General features: G+C 59.0%; 15 protein-coding genes and 1 pseudogene. 7 read left to right on the top strand and 9 right to left on the bottom strand.

Translation table 11 applies throughout. The features are described from left to right. Positions 1 to 66 precede the first annotated feature (66 nt). Together VCA57_RS16335 and VCA57_RS16330 are read right to left on the bottom strand one after the other, a co-directional pair. Positions 67 to 771: a Crp/Fnr family transcriptional regulator gene (locus VCA57_RS16335; protein WP_411186135.1), complete on the bottom strand. Its 705-nt coding sequence runs from the start codon at positions 769 to 771 to the stop codon at positions 67 to 69. A gap of 130 nt (positions 772 to 901) precedes the next feature. Beyond that, positions 902 to 1,629, bottom strand: a pseudogene (locus VCA57_RS16330) (Crp/Fnr family transcriptional regulator). A 246-nt stretch (positions 1,630 to 1,875) separates the two neighbouring features. On the opposite strand from VCA57_RS16330, the gene VCA57_RS16325 reads away from it, so the two are divergent. Beyond that, entirely contained in the window at positions 1,876 to 2,409 is a 534-nt protein-coding gene (locus VCA57_RS16325) for a hypothetical protein (RefSeq protein ID WP_411186134.1), read from the top strand. A gap of 21 nt (positions 2,410 to 2,430) precedes the next feature. Here VCA57_RS16325 and VCA57_RS16320 read toward each other — a convergent pair whose 3' ends face one another. The 3 genes from VCA57_RS16320 to VCA57_RS16310 are packed head-to-tail and all read right to left on the bottom strand — an operon-like array spanning position 2,431 to position 4,390. Further along, complete coding sequence (locus tag VCA57_RS16320; protein ID WP_411186133.1) at positions 2,431 to 2,664, bottom strand: zf-HC2 domain-containing protein; 234 nt, start codon at positions 2,662 to 2,664, stop codon at positions 2,431 to 2,433. After that, the gene (locus VCA57_RS16315) at positions 2,658 to 3,269 is read right to left on the bottom strand and encodes an RNA polymerase sigma factor (RefSeq protein WP_411186132.1); all 612 of its coding nucleotides are present in this window, start codon (positions 3,267 to 3,269) and stop codon (positions 2,658 to 2,660) included. The genes VCA57_RS16320 and VCA57_RS16315 overlap by 7 nt, the downstream gene beginning before the upstream one ends. Then, on the bottom strand, positions 3,269 to 4,390 hold the full coding sequence (locus tag VCA57_RS16310; protein WP_411186229.1) for a beta-ketoacyl-ACP synthase III: 1,122 nt from the start codon (positions 4,388 to 4,390) through the stop codon (positions 3,269 to 3,271). Before VCA57_RS16310 ends, VCA57_RS16315 begins: the two co-directional genes overlap by 1 nt. Positions 4,391 to 4,936: 546 nt before the next feature. Between VCA57_RS16310 and VCA57_RS16305 the strand changes: the two genes are divergently transcribed. Together VCA57_RS16305 and VCA57_RS16300 are read left to right on the top strand one after the other, a co-directional pair. Further along, positions 4,937 to 5,548 (top strand): LysE family translocator, encoded by a 612-nt coding sequence (locus tag VCA57_RS16305; protein WP_411186131.1) that lies wholly within the window; start codon positions 4,937 to 4,939, stop codon positions 5,546 to 5,548. A gap of 20 nt (positions 5,549 to 5,568) precedes the next feature. Further along, positions 5,569 to 6,297: a substrate-binding periplasmic protein gene (locus tag VCA57_RS16300; RefSeq protein ID WP_411186130.1), complete on the top strand. Its 729-nt coding sequence runs from the start codon at positions 5,569 to 5,571 to the stop codon at positions 6,295 to 6,297. 24 nt (positions 6,298 to 6,321) lie between these two features. Here the strand turns inward: VCA57_RS16300 and VCA57_RS16295 are convergent, their stop codons facing one another. Together VCA57_RS16295 and VCA57_RS16290 are read right to left on the bottom strand one after the other, a co-directional pair. After that, positions 6,322 to 8,664: a M48 family metallopeptidase gene (locus VCA57_RS16295; RefSeq protein WP_411186129.1), complete on the bottom strand. Its 2,343-nt coding sequence runs from the start codon at positions 8,662 to 8,664 to the stop codon at positions 6,322 to 6,324. Positions 8,665 to 8,740: 76 nt separating this feature from the next. Then, positions 8,741 to 10,075, bottom strand: coding sequence for an FAD-dependent oxidoreductase (locus tag VCA57_RS16290; RefSeq protein ID WP_411186128.1), 1,335 nt, complete (start codon positions 10,073 to 10,075; stop codon positions 8,741 to 8,743). Positions 10,076 to 10,563: 488 nt separating this feature from the next. Here VCA57_RS16290 and VCA57_RS16285 point away from each other — a divergent pair, with 488 nt between their 5' ends. Next, positions 10,564 to 11,316 (top strand): hypothetical protein, encoded by a 753-nt coding sequence (locus VCA57_RS16285; protein ID WP_411186127.1) that lies wholly within the window; start codon positions 10,564 to 10,566, stop codon positions 11,314 to 11,316. A 61-nt stretch (positions 11,317 to 11,377) separates the two neighbouring features. Here the strand turns inward: VCA57_RS16285 and VCA57_RS16280 are convergent, their stop codons facing one another. Both VCA57_RS16280 and VCA57_RS16275 read right to left on the bottom strand, forming a co-directional pair. Next, on the bottom strand, positions 11,378 to 11,803 hold the full coding sequence (locus VCA57_RS16280; RefSeq protein ID WP_411186126.1) for a 3-isopropylmalate dehydratase: 426 nt from the start codon (positions 11,801 to 11,803) through the stop codon (positions 11,378 to 11,380). A 103-nt stretch (positions 11,804 to 11,906) separates the two neighbouring features. Beyond that, entirely contained in the window at positions 11,907 to 12,344 is a 438-nt protein-coding gene (locus VCA57_RS16275) for an HIT family protein (RefSeq protein WP_411186125.1), read from the bottom strand. 264 nt (positions 12,345 to 12,608) lie between these two features. Between VCA57_RS16275 and VCA57_RS16270 the strand changes: the two genes are divergently transcribed. The 3 genes from VCA57_RS16270 to VCA57_RS16260 all read left to right on the top strand — a co-directional run bounded on the left by VCA57_RS16270 (position 12,609) and on the right by VCA57_RS16260 (position 16,248). Further along, a complete protein-coding gene (locus VCA57_RS16270; RefSeq protein ID WP_411186124.1) occupies positions 12,609 to 13,652 on the top strand; it encodes a GGDEF domain-containing protein in 1,044 nt (347 codons plus the stop codon). 104 nt (positions 13,653 to 13,756) lie between these two features. Then, entirely contained in the window at positions 13,757 to 14,461 is a 705-nt protein-coding gene (locus VCA57_RS16265; protein WP_411186123.1) for a glutathione S-transferase N-terminal domain-containing protein, read from the top strand. Positions 14,462 to 14,538: 77 nt separating this feature from the next. Next, positions 14,539 to 16,248, top strand: coding sequence for an amidase (locus VCA57_RS16260; protein ID WP_411186122.1), 1,710 nt, complete (start codon positions 14,539 to 14,541; stop codon positions 16,246 to 16,248). Positions 16,249 to 16,335: the final 87 nt, after the last annotated feature.

Here is a 16,335-nt window from a genome sequence, read left to right as displayed (position 1 = left end):
TAGCAGACCGTTGAAAAATGTAAGCAAGGCTAGAAGCCAAAGCCACGCTAGTTTTTCAACGGCCTACTAAAACTGCGCACGGTAATCGGCGACAAACAGCGCATAACACTCACAGGCCGTCTGCTCCAACCCCGCACGATCAAGAATGTTGATCTCGCCCCGGCTGTAACTGATCAAGCCACGCGCCTGCAAAGCAGCGGCGGCTATGGATACGCCGCTGCGACGCACGCCGAGCATGTCGGCGAGAAACTCATGGGTCAGGTGAAAGTGGTCGGCATGGGCGCGGTCATGGGTCATCAGCAGCCAGCGCGCCAAACGCGGCTCAATCTCATGAAAGTGGATACAGGCGGAGCTCTGTGACAACTGCGCCATCAGCACATACAGATAACGCTTGAGACTGCGCAACAACGCCGGGCTCTTTAGCAACTCCTGCTTGAACAAACCGCTACTGATACGCAAGGCACTACCGGAACCTTGCACGACTGCCCGCATGGGTGCCCGGCTGATGCCCAGCGCCAGGGTGGCGCCCAGCATGCCTTCACTGCCAATCAAACCCACTTCCAAGGGCTGATGCCCTTGTAGAGCAGTCACCTGCGAGATAAACCCACTCAACGGGAAATACACGTGGCGAATCGGTTGATTGGCCTCATGCAATACGTTGCCAAAAACCAGCTCCACCGACTCACAGCGATTGAGCAGCTGCTGGCGTTGCCTGCTCGGCAGCCCTTCAATCAGTCGGCTGAGGATATGCGGCGGTGCGTTAACAGACATTCACTTGTCCCGAGCACGGCGCTAGCCAAAAAATGGCACGACAACGGTGCTGACGCTATCGCCCCTGCAGTCTGCCCGAGTGACGGGCAACGCTCTGTGCGCTGCGGCACTCAAGCCTGGCGATCAGCGGTCAATGCACCAAATGCGTTTTTTTGTACGGCAGCAAACGGTCAGTTTCTTGCTTGACCACGGCGTAGCACTCGCAGCATAGGCGTTCGAGTTTTTCGCGATCGAGCACAGTGATCAGCCCACGGCTGTAGTCGATCACGCCAAGGCGATGCAGCTTGCCGGCGGCTTCAGTCACGCCCTCCCGGCGCACCCCAAGCATGTTGGCGATCAGCTCTTGAGTCATGGCCAATTGCTGCCCGCCAGACGATCTAGCGACAACAGCAACCAGCGGCACAGCTGTTGGTCAATCGTGTGATGGCGGTTGCACACCGCCGTCTGCGCCATCTGAGTAATCAGCGCCTGGCTGTAACGCAACATCAAATGCAACATCTCGCCATGTCGGTTGAATTCTTCTTTAAAGCGTTTACCGAGCACCCGATAGGCACTGCCGGCGCTTTGCACAATCGCCCGACTGGTGGTGCTTTCACCGCCCATAAACAGCGCTACGCCAATCACCCCATCGTTGCCCACCACGGAAATTTCCGCCGATGCGCCACTTTCCATCACGTACAGCAGGGAGACGATTGAATCGATCGGGAAATACACATGCCGCAAGGTGTCGCCCGACTCGTAGAGCACCATGCCAAGCGGCATGGCGACTAGCTCAAGGTGTGGTAACAAGCGCTCCAACACTTCGCAGGGCAATGCCGCAAGCAGGTGATTCTGCTGCGGGCTGGGTATTGCGGACATCACTGTCTCCTAATCTAGGGCCTGTGGACGATCTACGCGCGGTCGCGACAGAGCTCTGGACTGCATCGGGCAGCATAATCCAATCTGCTTTTTTATCTGTACGTTAGCGTACAGACAGGCCCGCGCTGAGCGGTTAGAACAAGACGACAATGCCCTTACTGCGCGGTCATAAAACTGCTAACAGCAGCATCAACAGGCATTTCCGGCTATCCTTGCCAGCCATTTTTATGCCCCAGGATGACCCCAATGAAAGCCCAGCTCGAAGAACTGATCAGCAAAATAAGCTCGGGCTGCATGCTGCCGGAAGAAATCTCGAACATCGCCGCTGAGGCCGCCCAGGCCTATGCCGACCCACAGGCCTTCCTCGCCGCCAATCCGGATATTAACTACGACGACAGTTTCCCGATTCCGCTGGGTGAATGGGTGGTGATTGGTAGCCTGCCGGAAACCGTGCTGTTTCAGGCCGATAGCTATGACGCACTGTTCCAGCAGATCGTTGAGTCGTTCGGCCCGCAAGTCAGCTTTGTGCTCAAGCCCAAGCAACTGCTGAAAACCGAGCCACTGAAAGCGCTAAACCGTATTCAGGTACAACTCTCCAGCCTGTCGCCAGAAACCCAAGGTTATGTACTACTGGACCTCAGCGAACCGCTGGATGACGAACTGCAAGCCGTGCTGGTGTACAGCACTGACTTGGCGCGGGTAATGGAACTGGCCGTTGAAGTGGGCATTTACGCCGCACCGGCCTATGAAGCCCTGAAGGCCGCGCAAAGCGAAGAATAAAGGCGAGCGCACAGCAGCGTATCAACGCTGCTGACGGCGCAACTCAGCGAGCTTGCTTGCCAGTTGATCAAGCTCAGCGCTCTGCCCACGCGGCAGGCGGCGCAACACCGCCTGACTCAAGCGCATTTGCTTGATAAAGCGCCGGCAATTCACGCACATGGCCAAGTGCATGCGCACTGACATGCGTTGGCGTAAGCGCAATTGACCATCGATAAACTCGCTGGAATACGCCACCAACTGCTTACAGCTCAACATTGCCCTGTCTCCTCAAAATGCTCCAAGGTGGCGAAAACCTTGAGGCGTGCGCGGTGCAGCAACACCCGCACATTAGAGAGAGAAACCTGCAGAAGATTACAAATGTCCTCTAACTCCAGCCCTTCGCGCTCACGCAAATGCAGCACGCTGCCCTGCATCTCGGACAGGCTGGCGAGGGTTTTCTCCAGGCACTCGCGCAATTCATCCTCAGTTAGCAGCGCATCGGGGGAATCGTGATGCCAGGCATGCGGCGCCAGCAACCAGTGGCCGTCGGCGCTGAAACGCTCGTCGCCGATAGTGCCGTGCGGTGAGGGAATATCGTCGAGCAGCACTTCGCGGCGGTTGCCTTTGCGGCGGGTTTTCGCGGTGTTGGCGGTAATGGTCAGCAGCCAGGTCTTCAGGCTCGAACGGCCTTGAAAACCATCAAGGTTGCGCACCACAGCCAGCCAGGCGTCCTGCACCACTTCATCGGCATTGCGGCTGCCGACAATGGCAAAAGCCACCGCACGCATCGCCCCCTGGTAAGTGGCGACCAACTCGCGGTAGGCCTTCTGCTCACCCGCTCGCAAGCGGGTGAGCAATGCCTGATCGGCCGGGTAATCCATCAATGCTTACGCAGGATCACGCTACCAATCGAATAACCGGCACCAAACGAGCTAAGCACGCCCAGAGCACCGCTCGGTAAGTCGTCCTGATTTTTATGCAGGGCGATCACCGAACCGGCCGAACTGGTGTTGGCGTAGGTGTCGAGAATAACCGGCGCTTCACCTGGCTCGGCATCACGGCCGAGCAGCTTGCGGGCGATCAGCAGGTTCATGTTGAGGTTGGCCTGGTGCAGCCAGAAGCGCTTCACATCCGCGACGTTGAGTTTATTTTCTGCCAGATGCGCGGCAATCAGCTCGGCAACCATCGGGCAAACGTCTTTGAACACCTTGCGGCCTTCCTGCATAAACAACTTGTCGCGCGCACCAATGCCCTCTTCCGCTGCGCGGTTGAGGAAGCCAAAGTTGTTGCGGATGTTGTTGCTGAACTGGGTGATCAGCTTGGTGCCGACGATATCGAACTGGTAGTTCGAGGTGGCCAGGTCGGCGCGCTCGATAATCACCGCCGTGGCCGCGTCACCGAAAATAAAGTGGCTGTCGCGGTCACGGAAATTCAGGTGACCGGTGCAGATTTCCGGGTTGACCATCAAAATCGCGCGGGCCTGGCCCAATTGCACACTGTTGGCGGCCATCTGAATGCCGAAGGTGGCCGAAGAACAGGCCACGTTCATGTCAAAGCCAAAACCCTGAATGCCCAACGCGGCTTGCACTTCAATCGCTACCGCCGGGTAAGCACGCTGCAGGTTGGAACAGGCAACAATCACCCCGTCGATATCGGCAGCGGTTTTGCCAGCACGCGCCAGTGCATCTTTAGCAGCGCCTACGGCCATTTCGCAGAGGATGCCCCAGTCTTCATTGCTGCGCTCGGGGATGCGCGGCGCCATGCGCTTGGGGTCAAGAATGCCGGCCTTGTCCATGACAAAGCGGCTCTTGATGCCGGAAGCCTTTTCGATAAAACCGCTGCTGGATTCACTCAGTGCTTCAATTTCACCGCCGGCGATAGCAACCGCGTTGTCGGCATTGAATTGCTGCACATAGGCGTTGAACGACTCAACCAACTCATCGTTGGAAATACTGTTTACCGGGGTATAGAGGCCGGTAGCGCTGATCACGACGTTATGCACAGTCATTCCTCTTGTTCTTCGCCGCAGGCAGCGGCCAGTTAGGCAATGCACCCAAGGTAGACCATGGGCAAAAAAAATCGGCTGATAGGTTCAGCAAACACGATCCATGCAACGTCCTGTTACGAACCACGGAGTTTGCCACAGCCAAGGGCTGTTCGTCCGCTCAGCACGTCAGGACATCTAAGACATGATGCAGACTATTGCGCCAAAGATACGTACAAGATCGCCTAAAACGCCACTCTCAGCGCCTCGGCGACCGATCGTTACGGGCTAAAACAGCCTGCCAATACGCACTAGCGCTGATTGTATGCCCACTCATGCACCTGCGCCCCTGACGGTAATCAAGGTTTTACCAAACGCCAACGAACGCTAATTGCTGGCGCACAGTGTCGGCTGAGACGCTGCCACGCAGAGCCAAGCTCAGGTGTAGCAATGGCCCATTCGTGCAATCGGTGCGGCAGGCTCCTTGACTATCCAGTCGCAGCATGAAAAAACAGCAGCACGCAGGCACCGCCCTGCACCCTCCTGCTTCCGGATACCCGTCTTATGGCTCTGCATACCTGGCTGCTATTTGTCACTGCGGTAACTGGACTGGCATTAACGCCTGGCCCCAACGGCCTGCTCGCGCTCAGCCACGGTGCACTGTATGGCCATCGCAAAACCCTGTTTACGGTATGCGGTGGCGTGATTGGTTTCACCCTGCTGATGGCCTTATCGATGCTCGGCATTGGCACCTTGCTGCAAGCCTCGGCGCAGGCGCTGATCATCCTCAAATGGCTCGGTGGCGCTTATTTGATCTGGCTGGGTATTCAACTCTGGCGCGCACCGCCCCTGCACCTTGCCATGGCCGAGAAAGCCGTCGACAGCAGTGGCTTTAAGCTGTTTCGCCAGGGGCTGCTATCGGCGCTGTCCAACCCAAAAGTGATCCTGTTTTTCGGCGCGTTTTTGCCGCAATTCCTCAACCCCAAAGCCGATATATGGCTGCAGTTCGCCATCATGGCCCTGACCTTTGCCGTGGTAGAAGGCGGCGTCGAGTACCTGCTTGCGCGTATGGCCCATCGCGTTCGCCCTTGGCTGCAACGCAGCGGTAAAGGCTTCAACCGCTGCTGCGGGGGGCTGTTTGCCTTAATGGGCGCCGCCCTGCCAATGACCCGCTAAACCGCAAAGGATCTGCCCTGGTGCCCAAGCTGTTGTCTGCCCTGCTGTTACTCACGCTGAGCAACGCATTATTCGCCGATGAGCGGGCGCTGCGCTTCGTGATAAACGACAGTTGGTCGATGCCCCTTGTGCGCATCGAACAAGGCCAGGCCGTAGAAGGCATTCTGGTTGACCTGCAACAACGCATGGCCGCCAAGGTTGGGCGCAAAGCAAAACTGCTGGTAATGCCAAGCATGCGGGTACAACACGCCCTGGATACTGGCGAAATTGATGTGCGCTGCTTTGTCAGCCCGAACTGGCTCAACAATGGCCACTATCGCTATATATGGAGCCTGCCGTTTATGACCCAGCGCGATCTGCTGGTGGGCGTTAAACCCGAGAAGCTAGAGCCCGAACAACTGCTGCATGAGCGTCTGGGCACCGTACTGGGCTTCACCTACCCACGCCTGGACCCGCTATTTCGCAGCGGGCAGATCACCCGTGAAGATGCCCGCACCCAAGACTTGGTATTACGCAAACTAAGTGCCCGCCGCTACCACCACGCCATCAGCAATGAACTCTCACTGCAGTGGTTCAACCGCAACCAAGCGCCTAATAAAAAACTCTACAGCCTCAGTGAGCTAGCCTCCGACCCGGTTGCCTGCATCGTCCGCGACGCACCGGATGTACCGACCATGGCCCTGCTGCGCGCCATGGTGCAGATGAAACAAAACGGCGAGTTTGAAGCACTGCTTGCGCGCTATCGCTAAGGCAAAAGGCTCACACCCAGCCACTTAAACTACGTCTTTGACGTTAAGTACCAGACGAATACCACGCAGCCCCTGATCGCGCTCACGCTGCAAGGCATAACTAGCCAATTCGGCCATAGCCCGGCGGTGTATATACGCCAAGCTATCGATCAGCTCGGAGCTATGCCGAAGGAACTCAACAGGCTCACCAGCCTGAGCATTCAGCCGTGGACAGCGCAGCCGCAGATAACCGCCCAGGGTTGTGCCATCGAGCAACGTCTGCGGAATCTGATCAGTCGTTTTTAGCAAGCGCAATGCCAAATCCTGATACCGCGACAAGGCATCCTGACTCAAACGCTCAGCCAGGCTGTCGGGATTCTGCTGATAAGCACTCAACAAGTGCTCGGCCAACTCACGAGCCTCCAACAGACGCGCATAGTCGCCATACAGTTTGCTCATGTGCAGCGCCAAACGGGCTGTTTCACGCACCGCCGTAACCGCCCCCGCCAGACTCAGTTCCAGACGCCGCCGATACAACGAAGCAGCCTGCAGTAACTGCAACTGTGCCGGGGTCTGGCCTGCGTCAATCTGCCGATATAACGGCAAGTGCTTACTGGCATCAAACGCTTCGTTATCACTGAGTCGTGAGGTCACACCATTGCGCTGTAACTCACCGCACCAGGCCAGCGCCACACGCTGCTGCTCCTGCGCCTCAGCCTGTGTCCAAGCCTGGGTGATCTCCGGCGAAAGACGCCGCAACTCGTCAATCACAGCCTGCCAGCCCAGCTCGGCATGGGCCGCCTGGACCGGCTGGTGCAGCGCCAACCAGGGCAGATTACGCCATTGCCTGCCCGTCCACTCCCAAAGCTGATCAAGCGCCTCTTCACGCTGAGCGCTGATCTGGAAGATCTGCTGGCTGTCCTGCAACTGCTGCTCGTCATACTCCAGGCCAAGCTCAGCGTAGTAAGCCTTGGTGACACGCTGGCAATGTTCCGAAAAGCGCTCGAATAGCACTGCCGCCGGGCGTGCGTCATGTAAGTAGCCGGGGGCACGCAAGGCTTCGCTGTGCTGAATGCGCGCCAGGTCGGCGGGATGAGTGTGCCAGTAACGCGTATCGCTCTCTTCGAGGCCCTGCTCCAACTGCTGCAGAGTGGCCTTGCTTATGGCGGCGGTTTTTTCTGCAGTGGCCTGCGGCATATCGCGCAGTAAACGACGCTCACGCCAAGTACGGGCATTCTGCTGATCCACTTGCCCCCAGGCCCAGAACAGCGAACGCAATTGCAAGGCACTACCACGAAACGCCGCACTCCCCGCCAGCAGACTCTCGTAACGATCAGCATCGAATTCCATCTGTCGCGACAAGGAGCGGGAAAGGCGGAAACTCAGCCAGAAACAACCACGCATCAACAGCCGCGATAATTCGATACCTTGCTGGGCCGCCCAAATAGCCAGCTGCAGAATCCACCATGGATCCTCGTCCAGCCATTCCTGTAAGCGATCGTCCCAGGGGTCGCGACTGTTGCCACGCACTTCCAGCCAAGCATTGACCGAGTTGACCAGAAAGTTGCAGCGCATGCCCAGACGCTGGGCAAAGTGGCCAAACTCATGGCCAAGCACGCCGACAAACTGCTGCACACTCATCCCGGCAACCAGCGGCATACCAATAGTCAGCACCTTACGGCCCGAGAAGAACCCACTCCAGCCATTCTCGAAATGCACGCTGGCATTCACTTCATTAGATAACTCCACCGCGACGGGCGGGCGCAGACCAATCGCCTGGCACAACTGGACGATCACTTGCTGCAAACGTGGCTCACTGGCCAGATCCAGCTGTAGGGGCTTATCACCACGCTGGCTAGGCAGAAAGAATGGCCGAGCCATAAACAGCAGCAGAATGCCGCCGCTAATAGCCGGCACGCCGTAGATACAGAGCAGCAGCCAGATATTACGTAAGCCACCGAGGTATTCGTGAATATGCGTCAGGTACCAGGCCAGCCCTACGCCGAGGCCGATCACCAGCCCCGCATAAAGCACGGGTACCAACAGGCAACAGAGGGTGACCAGAAACAGCTGCAAGGCATACGCAGCGCTGGGACGAGCGCGTTTCAGCCCCTTTTTGGCTAACTCCTGCAGAACCGTCAGAGGATCGGCCACCACTGTCGCATCAACGTCCTCGATCACCACGGCAAGCCCAGCCTGCTGCAAACGACGACACCAACGCTCGGCACTGGAACGGTCCAAGCCACTCTTGACCACCCTACGGGCGGGTGGCAGTAAGGCCTGCACCTGAGTCGCGGAAAACTTCAGCTGCGTCTGTAGATGCTGAGCAATCTGCTCAGAGGTATACCCGGGCAATGCTTGCCCACTCAGCACAACGCGGAACGACACGGCGATCCCTCGCAACAACTGGAAAGTGGCGGCAGCTTAGCAAAGTGTGTAGCGGTAGCGGCAGGCCACACACCGCTCACGTCAGCGACATCTGTGCCGCCTCTGAACCGGCTTCACGCTCACCGGATATAGCCTGAAGACTCGCCGCTTGCGGCTGGCCATCCCATACCTGTAACGGCCGGTTTGCACCGGTCATCAACCAGCCACTGCGCCCACCTACCAAGGTGCTGACGGCATGCGCACGGCCCAGCGGGTTGTGCCGCGCCAGCATTAGCACGCCGTCACGTAGCAAGGCCAGGCTGCGGCTATGGGATTGGAACAGCGGCGTGAGCAGGCGGCTTGCCTGGCGGTAGTAGCGCAGGTGGTCACGTCGGCTGCTGGCGTAGGCGGCAAATACCGTGGGCCAGTCGCCGTCAGTCCGCGCGCGTTGCTCGGCAACCGCAGCAGATAACGCCGCCGCATCCACCAGCGCCATGTTCGCACCCTGGCCCAGTTGCGGGCTCATGGCGTGGGCGCAGTCGCCAATGGCGATTACCCGGCCATCGTGCCAGCGCTGCATGCGCACATCAGCATACACCGCCTGGCTCAATTGTTCAGGCTGCTCGATCAGTTCAACAAAGGGCTGCGCAGCGCTGCCGGCCAATTGCAGCACCTGGGCTTTCCAGGCGGCCAACCCGGCTTCACGCCAGGCGGTAAACTGCGCCACCGGCAAGCTCCAGAACAGGCTACTCAGCGCCTGCTCGCGGCTCAGGTGAGTACGCCCGGTGGGCATGATGCCGAACATCTGTGCGCAGCCTCGATACCACTGGCGCAGGTCGCTGGAATCACCCTCAGGCGGAGTCGGCACAATGCTCCACAACGCACCCCACGGGTATGGCTGCAGCCACTGTTTGACCTGCATCTGGCCGCGCAAGGTCGAGCGCACGCCATCGGCCAGCACCAGCGCGCCGAACTCGCCGAATGGCTGCTCAGCTCCCTGCTCGTCCTGGCGATACAAATGCACATGGCTGCCATGTTGGCTGAAGCGGCTGATATGCACGCCGGTTTCAATCTGCACACCAGCGTGCCGCGCCGCATTGAGTAAGACTGTCAGCAGTACGCTGCGGTGAATGCCCATGCCGAAACTGCCAGGCTGCCAATGCGCGTAGCGGGTATCGAGAATCACCCGGCCATTGCACGAGGTGCCGTACAAGCGGCTGACTGCAGCCCCCAAACCGCTGCACTCGGCAAACAAATCCAGTTGCTGCAACACCGCCAGCCCTGAGGGCTGTAGTAACACCCCTGCACCGACGGGCTGCAATGTTGGCACCCGTTCCAGCAAGCGCACGCTGAAGCCCTGACGGGCGAGGAACAGCGCAGTGGCCAACCCCGCCGTACCAGCGCCAACAATGGCAATCGGCAATCCCTTCACGATCCGTCTCCGTTAATTAACCGAGCGGATTCTACCCTTGCCGCTTGCCCACGTGACCACACGCACAGCAGAGCGTGAGCGAGTGCTCAGCAACCTGATAATTGCCCCACCGATATCGCCCATGACGCGCCAGATGTACCAACGATGGCCCTGCTGCGCGCCATGATGCAGATAACATAAACCGGCGAACTCAAGAAATTGCTCGCACAATGCCGCTAATAACAACATCGCGCGCCGCACAAACACATGTGACTACCGCCGACCAAACATCACTGAAAGTCAGCCTCATGGCCTGCCAGTTAGAGTCGTGCAGCTACAGCACTTGAAAAACTGCCAGAGCGCGCAGAACTAGCGATACATAGATCAGTCGTAAGCAATAGCTGTGAGCCACGCCACAGCCAACAGCTGCCTTGCCTGACAGCTCACATCATTGATGGTTTGATAAGCACACTGACATTAATTTTCGCCCCAAGGAGTGGGCCACAACCATGCCGATACTCGCCCTGCTCGTTATCGCCTGCCAAGTTACCTGTGGGTTGCACGTTGTGCGCAGTGGACAGGAACGTTACTGGATCTACCTGATCATCGCCCTGCCTGGCCTAGGCTGCCTGATCTACTTCCTCGGCATCATGTTGCCCGACATGCTCGGCAGCTATAACGGACGTCGCACTATCAAGCGTCTACACGACAGCGTCGACCCCAAACGCCACCTGCGGGCGCTACGTGATGAACTGGAGATCCGCGACACCCGCGACACGCGCATCAACCTGGCCGATGAACTATTGCGCATCGGCCAGGCTGAAGAGGCCGCCACGCACTACCAGTCAGCACTGCGCGGGATTCACAGCGACGCGCCAGACATTCTGCTCGGTTTGGCCAAGGCCCGCTTTGCCAGTAACAACTTCACCGGCTGCCGGGAAAACCTCGAACATCTGATCAGCAAGAACCCCGACTTCCGCTCGGCCGAAGGTCACTTGCTCTATGCCCGCACACTCGAAGCCCTCGGCGAGACGCATAAGGCAGAAGAGGAATATCAGGCGCTAAGCAAGTACTACACGGGCCCCGAAGCGGTTTATCGCTATGCCGTGCTCCTGCGTCACATGGGCCGCCAGCGCGAAGCGCGCGAGCTGCAAGAGCAGATCCAAACCTACGCCCGTCGCGCCCCCAAGCACTACCGCACGCTGCATAAGGAATGGCTAGACCTTAGCCAGCAGGAGCTGCGCAGCCTGCAACAAGACTGAGCTAGCCTGATAGCCACCGGCCTTGAGCGTAGGTGGCTATCAGGCACCGGTACAGCGCGCGTTACGGAGTAACCGGCAGGATATCGAAACCCTTGCGGTTATCGCTGACGATGCGGAAATCCTGTTGCGAGCCAGGCTGTACCTTCACTGCCAGTTCGCGGCGCAAGCGTCCCTTGCCGCAGAGCGTGTCATCCATCTCATCGATGCCAATACTCAGCACCCGCGTACCGGCTGGCACCTGGAAGCGCACCTGCTCACCCACACCAATGCGCGCGGCCACCTTACGGTCGACCAAAACGGCCACATAGCAGCCGCTGCCCATCCCGCCAAAGTCGCGATTAATCAGCAACTCGCCACCCTGCCCCAATGCGTCCTGATAGCCCAGCAAACGTTCAGCTGGCACTGGTTTGACATGTTCAGGCGTGGCTTTCCAGGACGAGCAGCCGGCCAACAGTAACAGCGGTAAAACAGCACAAATCAATCGCATGGGAGCCCTCCATGGGCGTGTGTAACGACTAAAAGGAAGTAGCTTCTACTGGGCACCACTCTGAAGCCAAAAACTCCACTCAATAACCCAGCCAGCATGTGGCTCAGTTAGCGATACGTTGCAGCAGACGCGCCTGTAACGCCGCCAGCTCTGTGGGTTCTGCCTTTCCGGCAGCATGCATAGCGAGCGCCTCACCCTCGTAACGCGGCACGATATGCACGTGAATATGGAACACCGTCTGCCCGGCCGGTGCGCCATTAAACTGCGCCACCTGCACACCCGCTGGCTCCAGCTCAGCCACCAACACGCCGGTGAGTTTCTGCACCACGGCCATCACCTTGCTCAGGCTGTCGGCGTCAATCTCTAAAATATTGCGTGCCGCTGCACGCTTGGGGATCACCAGCGTATGGCCGTAGGCCTGCGGGAACACATCGAGGAAGGCCAGTACGTCCTCATCCTCGTACAACTTGTAGCAAGGCGCATCTCCGCGAATGATCTGGGCAAAGATGTTCTGTGGGTCGTAATCGCCGTAGAGGCTCATCTGGAAACTCCGCTGGTGAAAGATAAACGCATGGTGCGAACCATACCGGCTTCTACCCCACCTGGTAAAAGCCTGCGTGCGGCGCCTCTCTCAGTAACCGCCAACTAAAACGCTGGCAACGCTGAGCGCTCACACCTCAGAGCAGAAATCGCTATCCTTAATAAAACCTTAAGCGGCGACATGTTGACTAGACATAAGAATCTCTGCAGATACGGCCACCACGTTCGCGTTTTGCCCACACCTGCAGAGTAAAAAGGATGCGCTATGTCGGAACCACTGGAAAGTAACGAGCACCACCGGCGCAGGGTGCTCAAAGCACTGCTCTGGACCACCTTGGTTGGCGGGATATTTTTCGGCATTCTGAATATATTCAATGGCGTCTGGATGCTGTCTGCGCTCGAAGGCTTCTACGCCTGCGTCTCGCTGGCATTGCTACGCATCGTTGACCGCACGCCGCGCCTGCGTTTTTGGACACTGGTTTACCTGCTGCCATTCTTCAGCATCATGATGGCTGCACTATTGCTGACCAAGACCAGCTACACGGTGTTCGCCTGGATCCAGACCATCCCCATCATCTGCTACCTGATGCTCGGCCTGCGCATTGGCTCACGGGTGGCAGCGGTATTCGTCATCCTCGGCCTGGTGGCCTTCAACTACCGTTTCACCGGCCACAACTCGATAACCGACATTTTGGTGATATCCAATGTCGCCCTGGCCAGCCTGGCCATGATGCTCTTCTCGCATATCTACGAACGCAGCCGCATGGACAACGAGCGCCGCCTGCTAGAACTGGCCAGCACCGACAGCCTCACCGGCCTGGCCAATCGCATGAAGCTGAGCGAGGTGTTCGCCCGCGAACAGGCTCACGCGCAACGCAACGCGACACCACTGGCGCTGATCTTTATCGACATTGATCACTTCAAATACATCAATGACCAGCATGGCCACGACACCGGTGATAAAGCGTTATGCCACCTGGGACACGTACTGAACGAACGGTTACGTAGCACCGATATGCTATGCCGCTTGGGCGGCGAGGAGTTTGCCGTCCTGCTCCCCAACACCTCACCCAAGCAAGCCGCCGAGTTGGCCGAAAGCCTGCGTCTGCGCCTGCAGGACTCGCCCCTGCAGCTCGGGGAAATACGTCTGACAATGACCCTCAGCGCGGGGGTTGCCTACCTCGGCCGCGATGGCAAGAGCCTCGACGACCTGATGCGTGCCGCTGATAGGCGCACCTATATGGCCAAACGCAATGGCCGCAATCAGGTGGTGAGTAGCGATGAACTGACGGCGGACAACCACGTCTGATAATTGCACCCAAGCGACATCCTGCATCTCAGCACTGACTGCCCCCTGACCAAACGACTAATCACCGTTATCCTGCGTCTTCAATCCGCGAATCCGGAGCGCCCATGTCAGACCTTTCTGCTTACCCGATAACCCACAAGTGGCCGGCCCAGCACCCCGAGCGCCTGCAGCTGTATTCACTGCCCACGCCCAACGGCGTAAAAGCCTCGATCATGCTCGAAGAAATCGGCCTGCCCTACGAGGCGCACCTGGTCAGCTTCGACAGCAACGACCAGCTCAGCAGTGAATTTCTCTCGCTCAACCCCAACAATAAGATTCCCGCCATCCTTGACCCCAATGGCCCAGATGGCGTGCCCTTGGCATTGTTCGAGTCCGGCGCGATCCTGATTTACCTGGCGGAAAAAACCGGTCAATTTCTCTCCAAGGACGCCGCTACGCGCTATGAAACCCTGCAGTGGCTGATGTGGCAGATGGGCGGTATCGGCCCAATGTTCGGCCAACTTGGTTTCTTCCATAAGTTCGCCGGCAAGGAATTCCCGGACAAGCGCCCGCGCGACCGTTACGTCGCCGAATCGCAACGCCTGCTCGGCGTACTTGATAAGCGCTTGCAAGGCCGCGCCTGGATCATGGGCGACGATTACAGCATCGCCGATATCGCCACCTTCCCTTGGGTGAGAAACCTAGTGGGCTTCTATGAAGCCGGCGAACTGGTGGAGTTCGAGCGTTTCAGCAATGTGCAGCGAGTCCTGCAAGCATTTGTCGAACGCCCTGCGGTAGTTAAAGGGCTGGCGACACCAGCTCGCGGCTAACTTACAGCACCAGCGCCCCCATACAGTGCCACGAGAGTTTTTATGAATAACCACCTCCAACAGCCAGCGGTGACAGCATGATCGAGGTAACCGAGGTTTCCATTGCCGAACTGCGCGCTGCGCTCGAAACCGGCCAAACCACAGCAGTTGAGCTGGTGCTCGCCTATCTTGCGCGCATAGACGCCTACGACGGTGCCGAAACACCGACCAAACTCAACGCCGTAGTGGTCCGTAACCCCGACGCGCTCAAGGAAGCACTGGCATCCGATGAGCGCCGCGCCCGTGGTCAGTGCCTCGGCCCGCTCGACGGCATTCCTTACACCGCCAAAGACAGCTACCTGGTCAAGGGGCTTACCGCTGCGTCCGGCAGCCCTGCCTTCAAAGACCTGACGGCCTACCGCGACGCCTTCACCATTGAACGCCTACGCGGCGCCGGGGCCATTTGCCTAGGTAAAACCAACATGCCGCCCATGGCCAACGGCGGCATGCAGCGCGGCGTCTATGGCCGCGCGGAAAGCCCGTACAACGCCGACTACCTCACCGCGCCCTTCGCCTCCGGTTCCTCCAACGGTGCCGGCACAGCCACTGCCGCCAGCTTTGCCGCGTTTGGCCTGGCCGAAGAAACCTGGTCGAGCGGACGTGGCCCGGCCTCGAACAACGGTTTGTGCGCCTATACGCCGTCACGCGGAGTGATTTCGGTACGCGGCAACTGGCCGCTAACGCCGACCATGGACGTGGTCGTGCCTTACGCCCGCACCATGGCCGACCTGCTCGAAGTGCTCGACGTGGTGGTCGCCGAAGACCCGGACAGCCGTGGCGACCTCTGGCGCCTGCAACCCTGGGTAGCCATTCCCAAACCATCCGAGGTGCGCCCAGCGGCCTATGCAGATCTCGCCGCCAAGGCCGATGCCCTGGCCGGCAAACGCTTTGGCGTGCCACGTATGTTTATCAACAAGGATAAAGAGGCGGGTACTAGCGAGAAGCCTGGCATCGGCGGCCCAACCGGCCAGCGCATCCACACCCGCGACTCAGTGATCGACCTGTGGGAAGGCGCACGCAAGGCGCTGGAAGCCGCCGGTGCCGAAGTCGTCGAAGTCGACTTCCCACTGGTGTCCAACTGCGAAGGCGACCGTCCCGGCGCATCGACTGTGTTCAACCGTGGCATCGTCACCCCGGAATTCCTCCACCAAGAACTCTGGGACCTGTCAGCCTGGGCGTTTGACGACTTCCTGCGCGCCAACGGCGACCCCACGCTCAACCGCCTGGCCGACGTCGACGGCCCACAGATCTTCCCCCACGACCCAGGCACCTTGCCCAACCGCGAGGACGATCTGGCCGCCGGCATGGATGAATACGTGCGCATGGCCGAACGCGGCATCACGCCGTGGCACGAGATCCCCACCCTACCCGACGGCCTGCGCGGCCTGGAGCAAACCCGCAAGCTCGACCTGGAAGACTGGATGGACCAGCTCGGCCTCGATGCCGTGCTGTTCCCCACCGTCGCCGACGTCGGCCCGGCGGATGCAGATGTAAACCCGGCATCGGCAGATATCGCCTGGAGCAACGGCGTCTGGGTAGCCAACGGCAACCTGGCGATCCGTCACCTCGGTGTGCCCACCGTCACCGTGCCGATGGGCGCGATGGCCGATATCGGCATGCCCGTAGGCCTGACCTTCGCCGGCCGCGCCTACGACGACTCTGCCCTGCTGCGCTTTGCCGCCGCCTTCGAGTCAACCGGTTCGAAGCGTTTGGTGCCGCCGCGTACGCCGCCACTGCCGCGCGACTGAAAGCAAAACGGGATTGCCGCGCAAGGCGTCAATCCCGTTTAAGTACTGCCTAAAGTAACTATTTAGCCAACTTTAAAACGGCTGCGG

It is taken from the genome of Pseudomonas sp., assembly GCF_046581935.1.
Classification (GTDB): domain Bacteria; phylum Pseudomonadota; class Gammaproteobacteria; order Pseudomonadales; family Pseudomonadaceae; genus Aquipseudomonas.
This window is presented reverse-complemented; position numbering and strand designations above follow the sequence as displayed.

Bases quoted from the DNA above. Each gene is read 5' to 3' on its own strand.
- VCA57_RS16275 (WP_411186125.1), bottom strand. From the start codon at position 12,344: ATGAGCCTCTACGGCGATTACGACCCACAGAACATCTTTGCCCAGATC.
- VCA57_RS16320 (WP_411186133.1), bottom strand. From the start codon at position 2,664: ATGTTGAGCTGTAAGCAGTTGGTGGCGTATTCCAGCGAGTTTATCGAT.
- VCA57_RS16305 (WP_411186131.1), top strand. From the start codon at position 4,937: ATGGCTCTGCATACCTGGCTGCTATTTGTCACTGCGGTAACTGGACTG.
- VCA57_RS16315 (WP_411186132.1), bottom strand. From the start codon at position 3,269: ATGGATTACCCGGCCGATCAGGCATTGCTCACCCGCTTGCGAGCGGGT.
- VCA57_RS16270 (WP_411186124.1), top strand. From the start codon at position 12,609: ATGTCGGAACCACTGGAAAGTAACGAGCACCACCGGCGCAGGGTGCTC.
- VCA57_RS16265 (WP_411186123.1), top strand. From the start codon at position 13,757: ATGTCAGACCTTTCTGCTTACCCGATAACCCACAAGTGGCCGGCCCAG.
- VCA57_RS16285 (WP_411186127.1), top strand. From the start codon at position 10,564: ATGCCGATACTCGCCCTGCTCGTTATCGCCTGCCAAGTTACCTGTGGG.
- VCA57_RS16260 (WP_411186122.1), top strand. From the start codon at position 14,539: ATGATCGAGGTAACCGAGGTTTCCATTGCCGAACTGCGCGCTGCGCTC.
- VCA57_RS16280 (WP_411186126.1), bottom strand. From the start codon at position 11,803: ATGCGATTGATTTGTGCTGTTTTACCGCTGTTACTGTTGGCCGGCTGC.
- VCA57_RS16335 (WP_411186135.1), bottom strand. From the start codon at position 771: ATGTCTGTTAACGCACCGCCGCATATCCTCAGCCGACTGATTGAAGGG.
- VCA57_RS16325 (WP_411186134.1), top strand. From the start codon at position 1,876: ATGAAAGCCCAGCTCGAAGAACTGATCAGCAAAATAAGCTCGGGCTGC.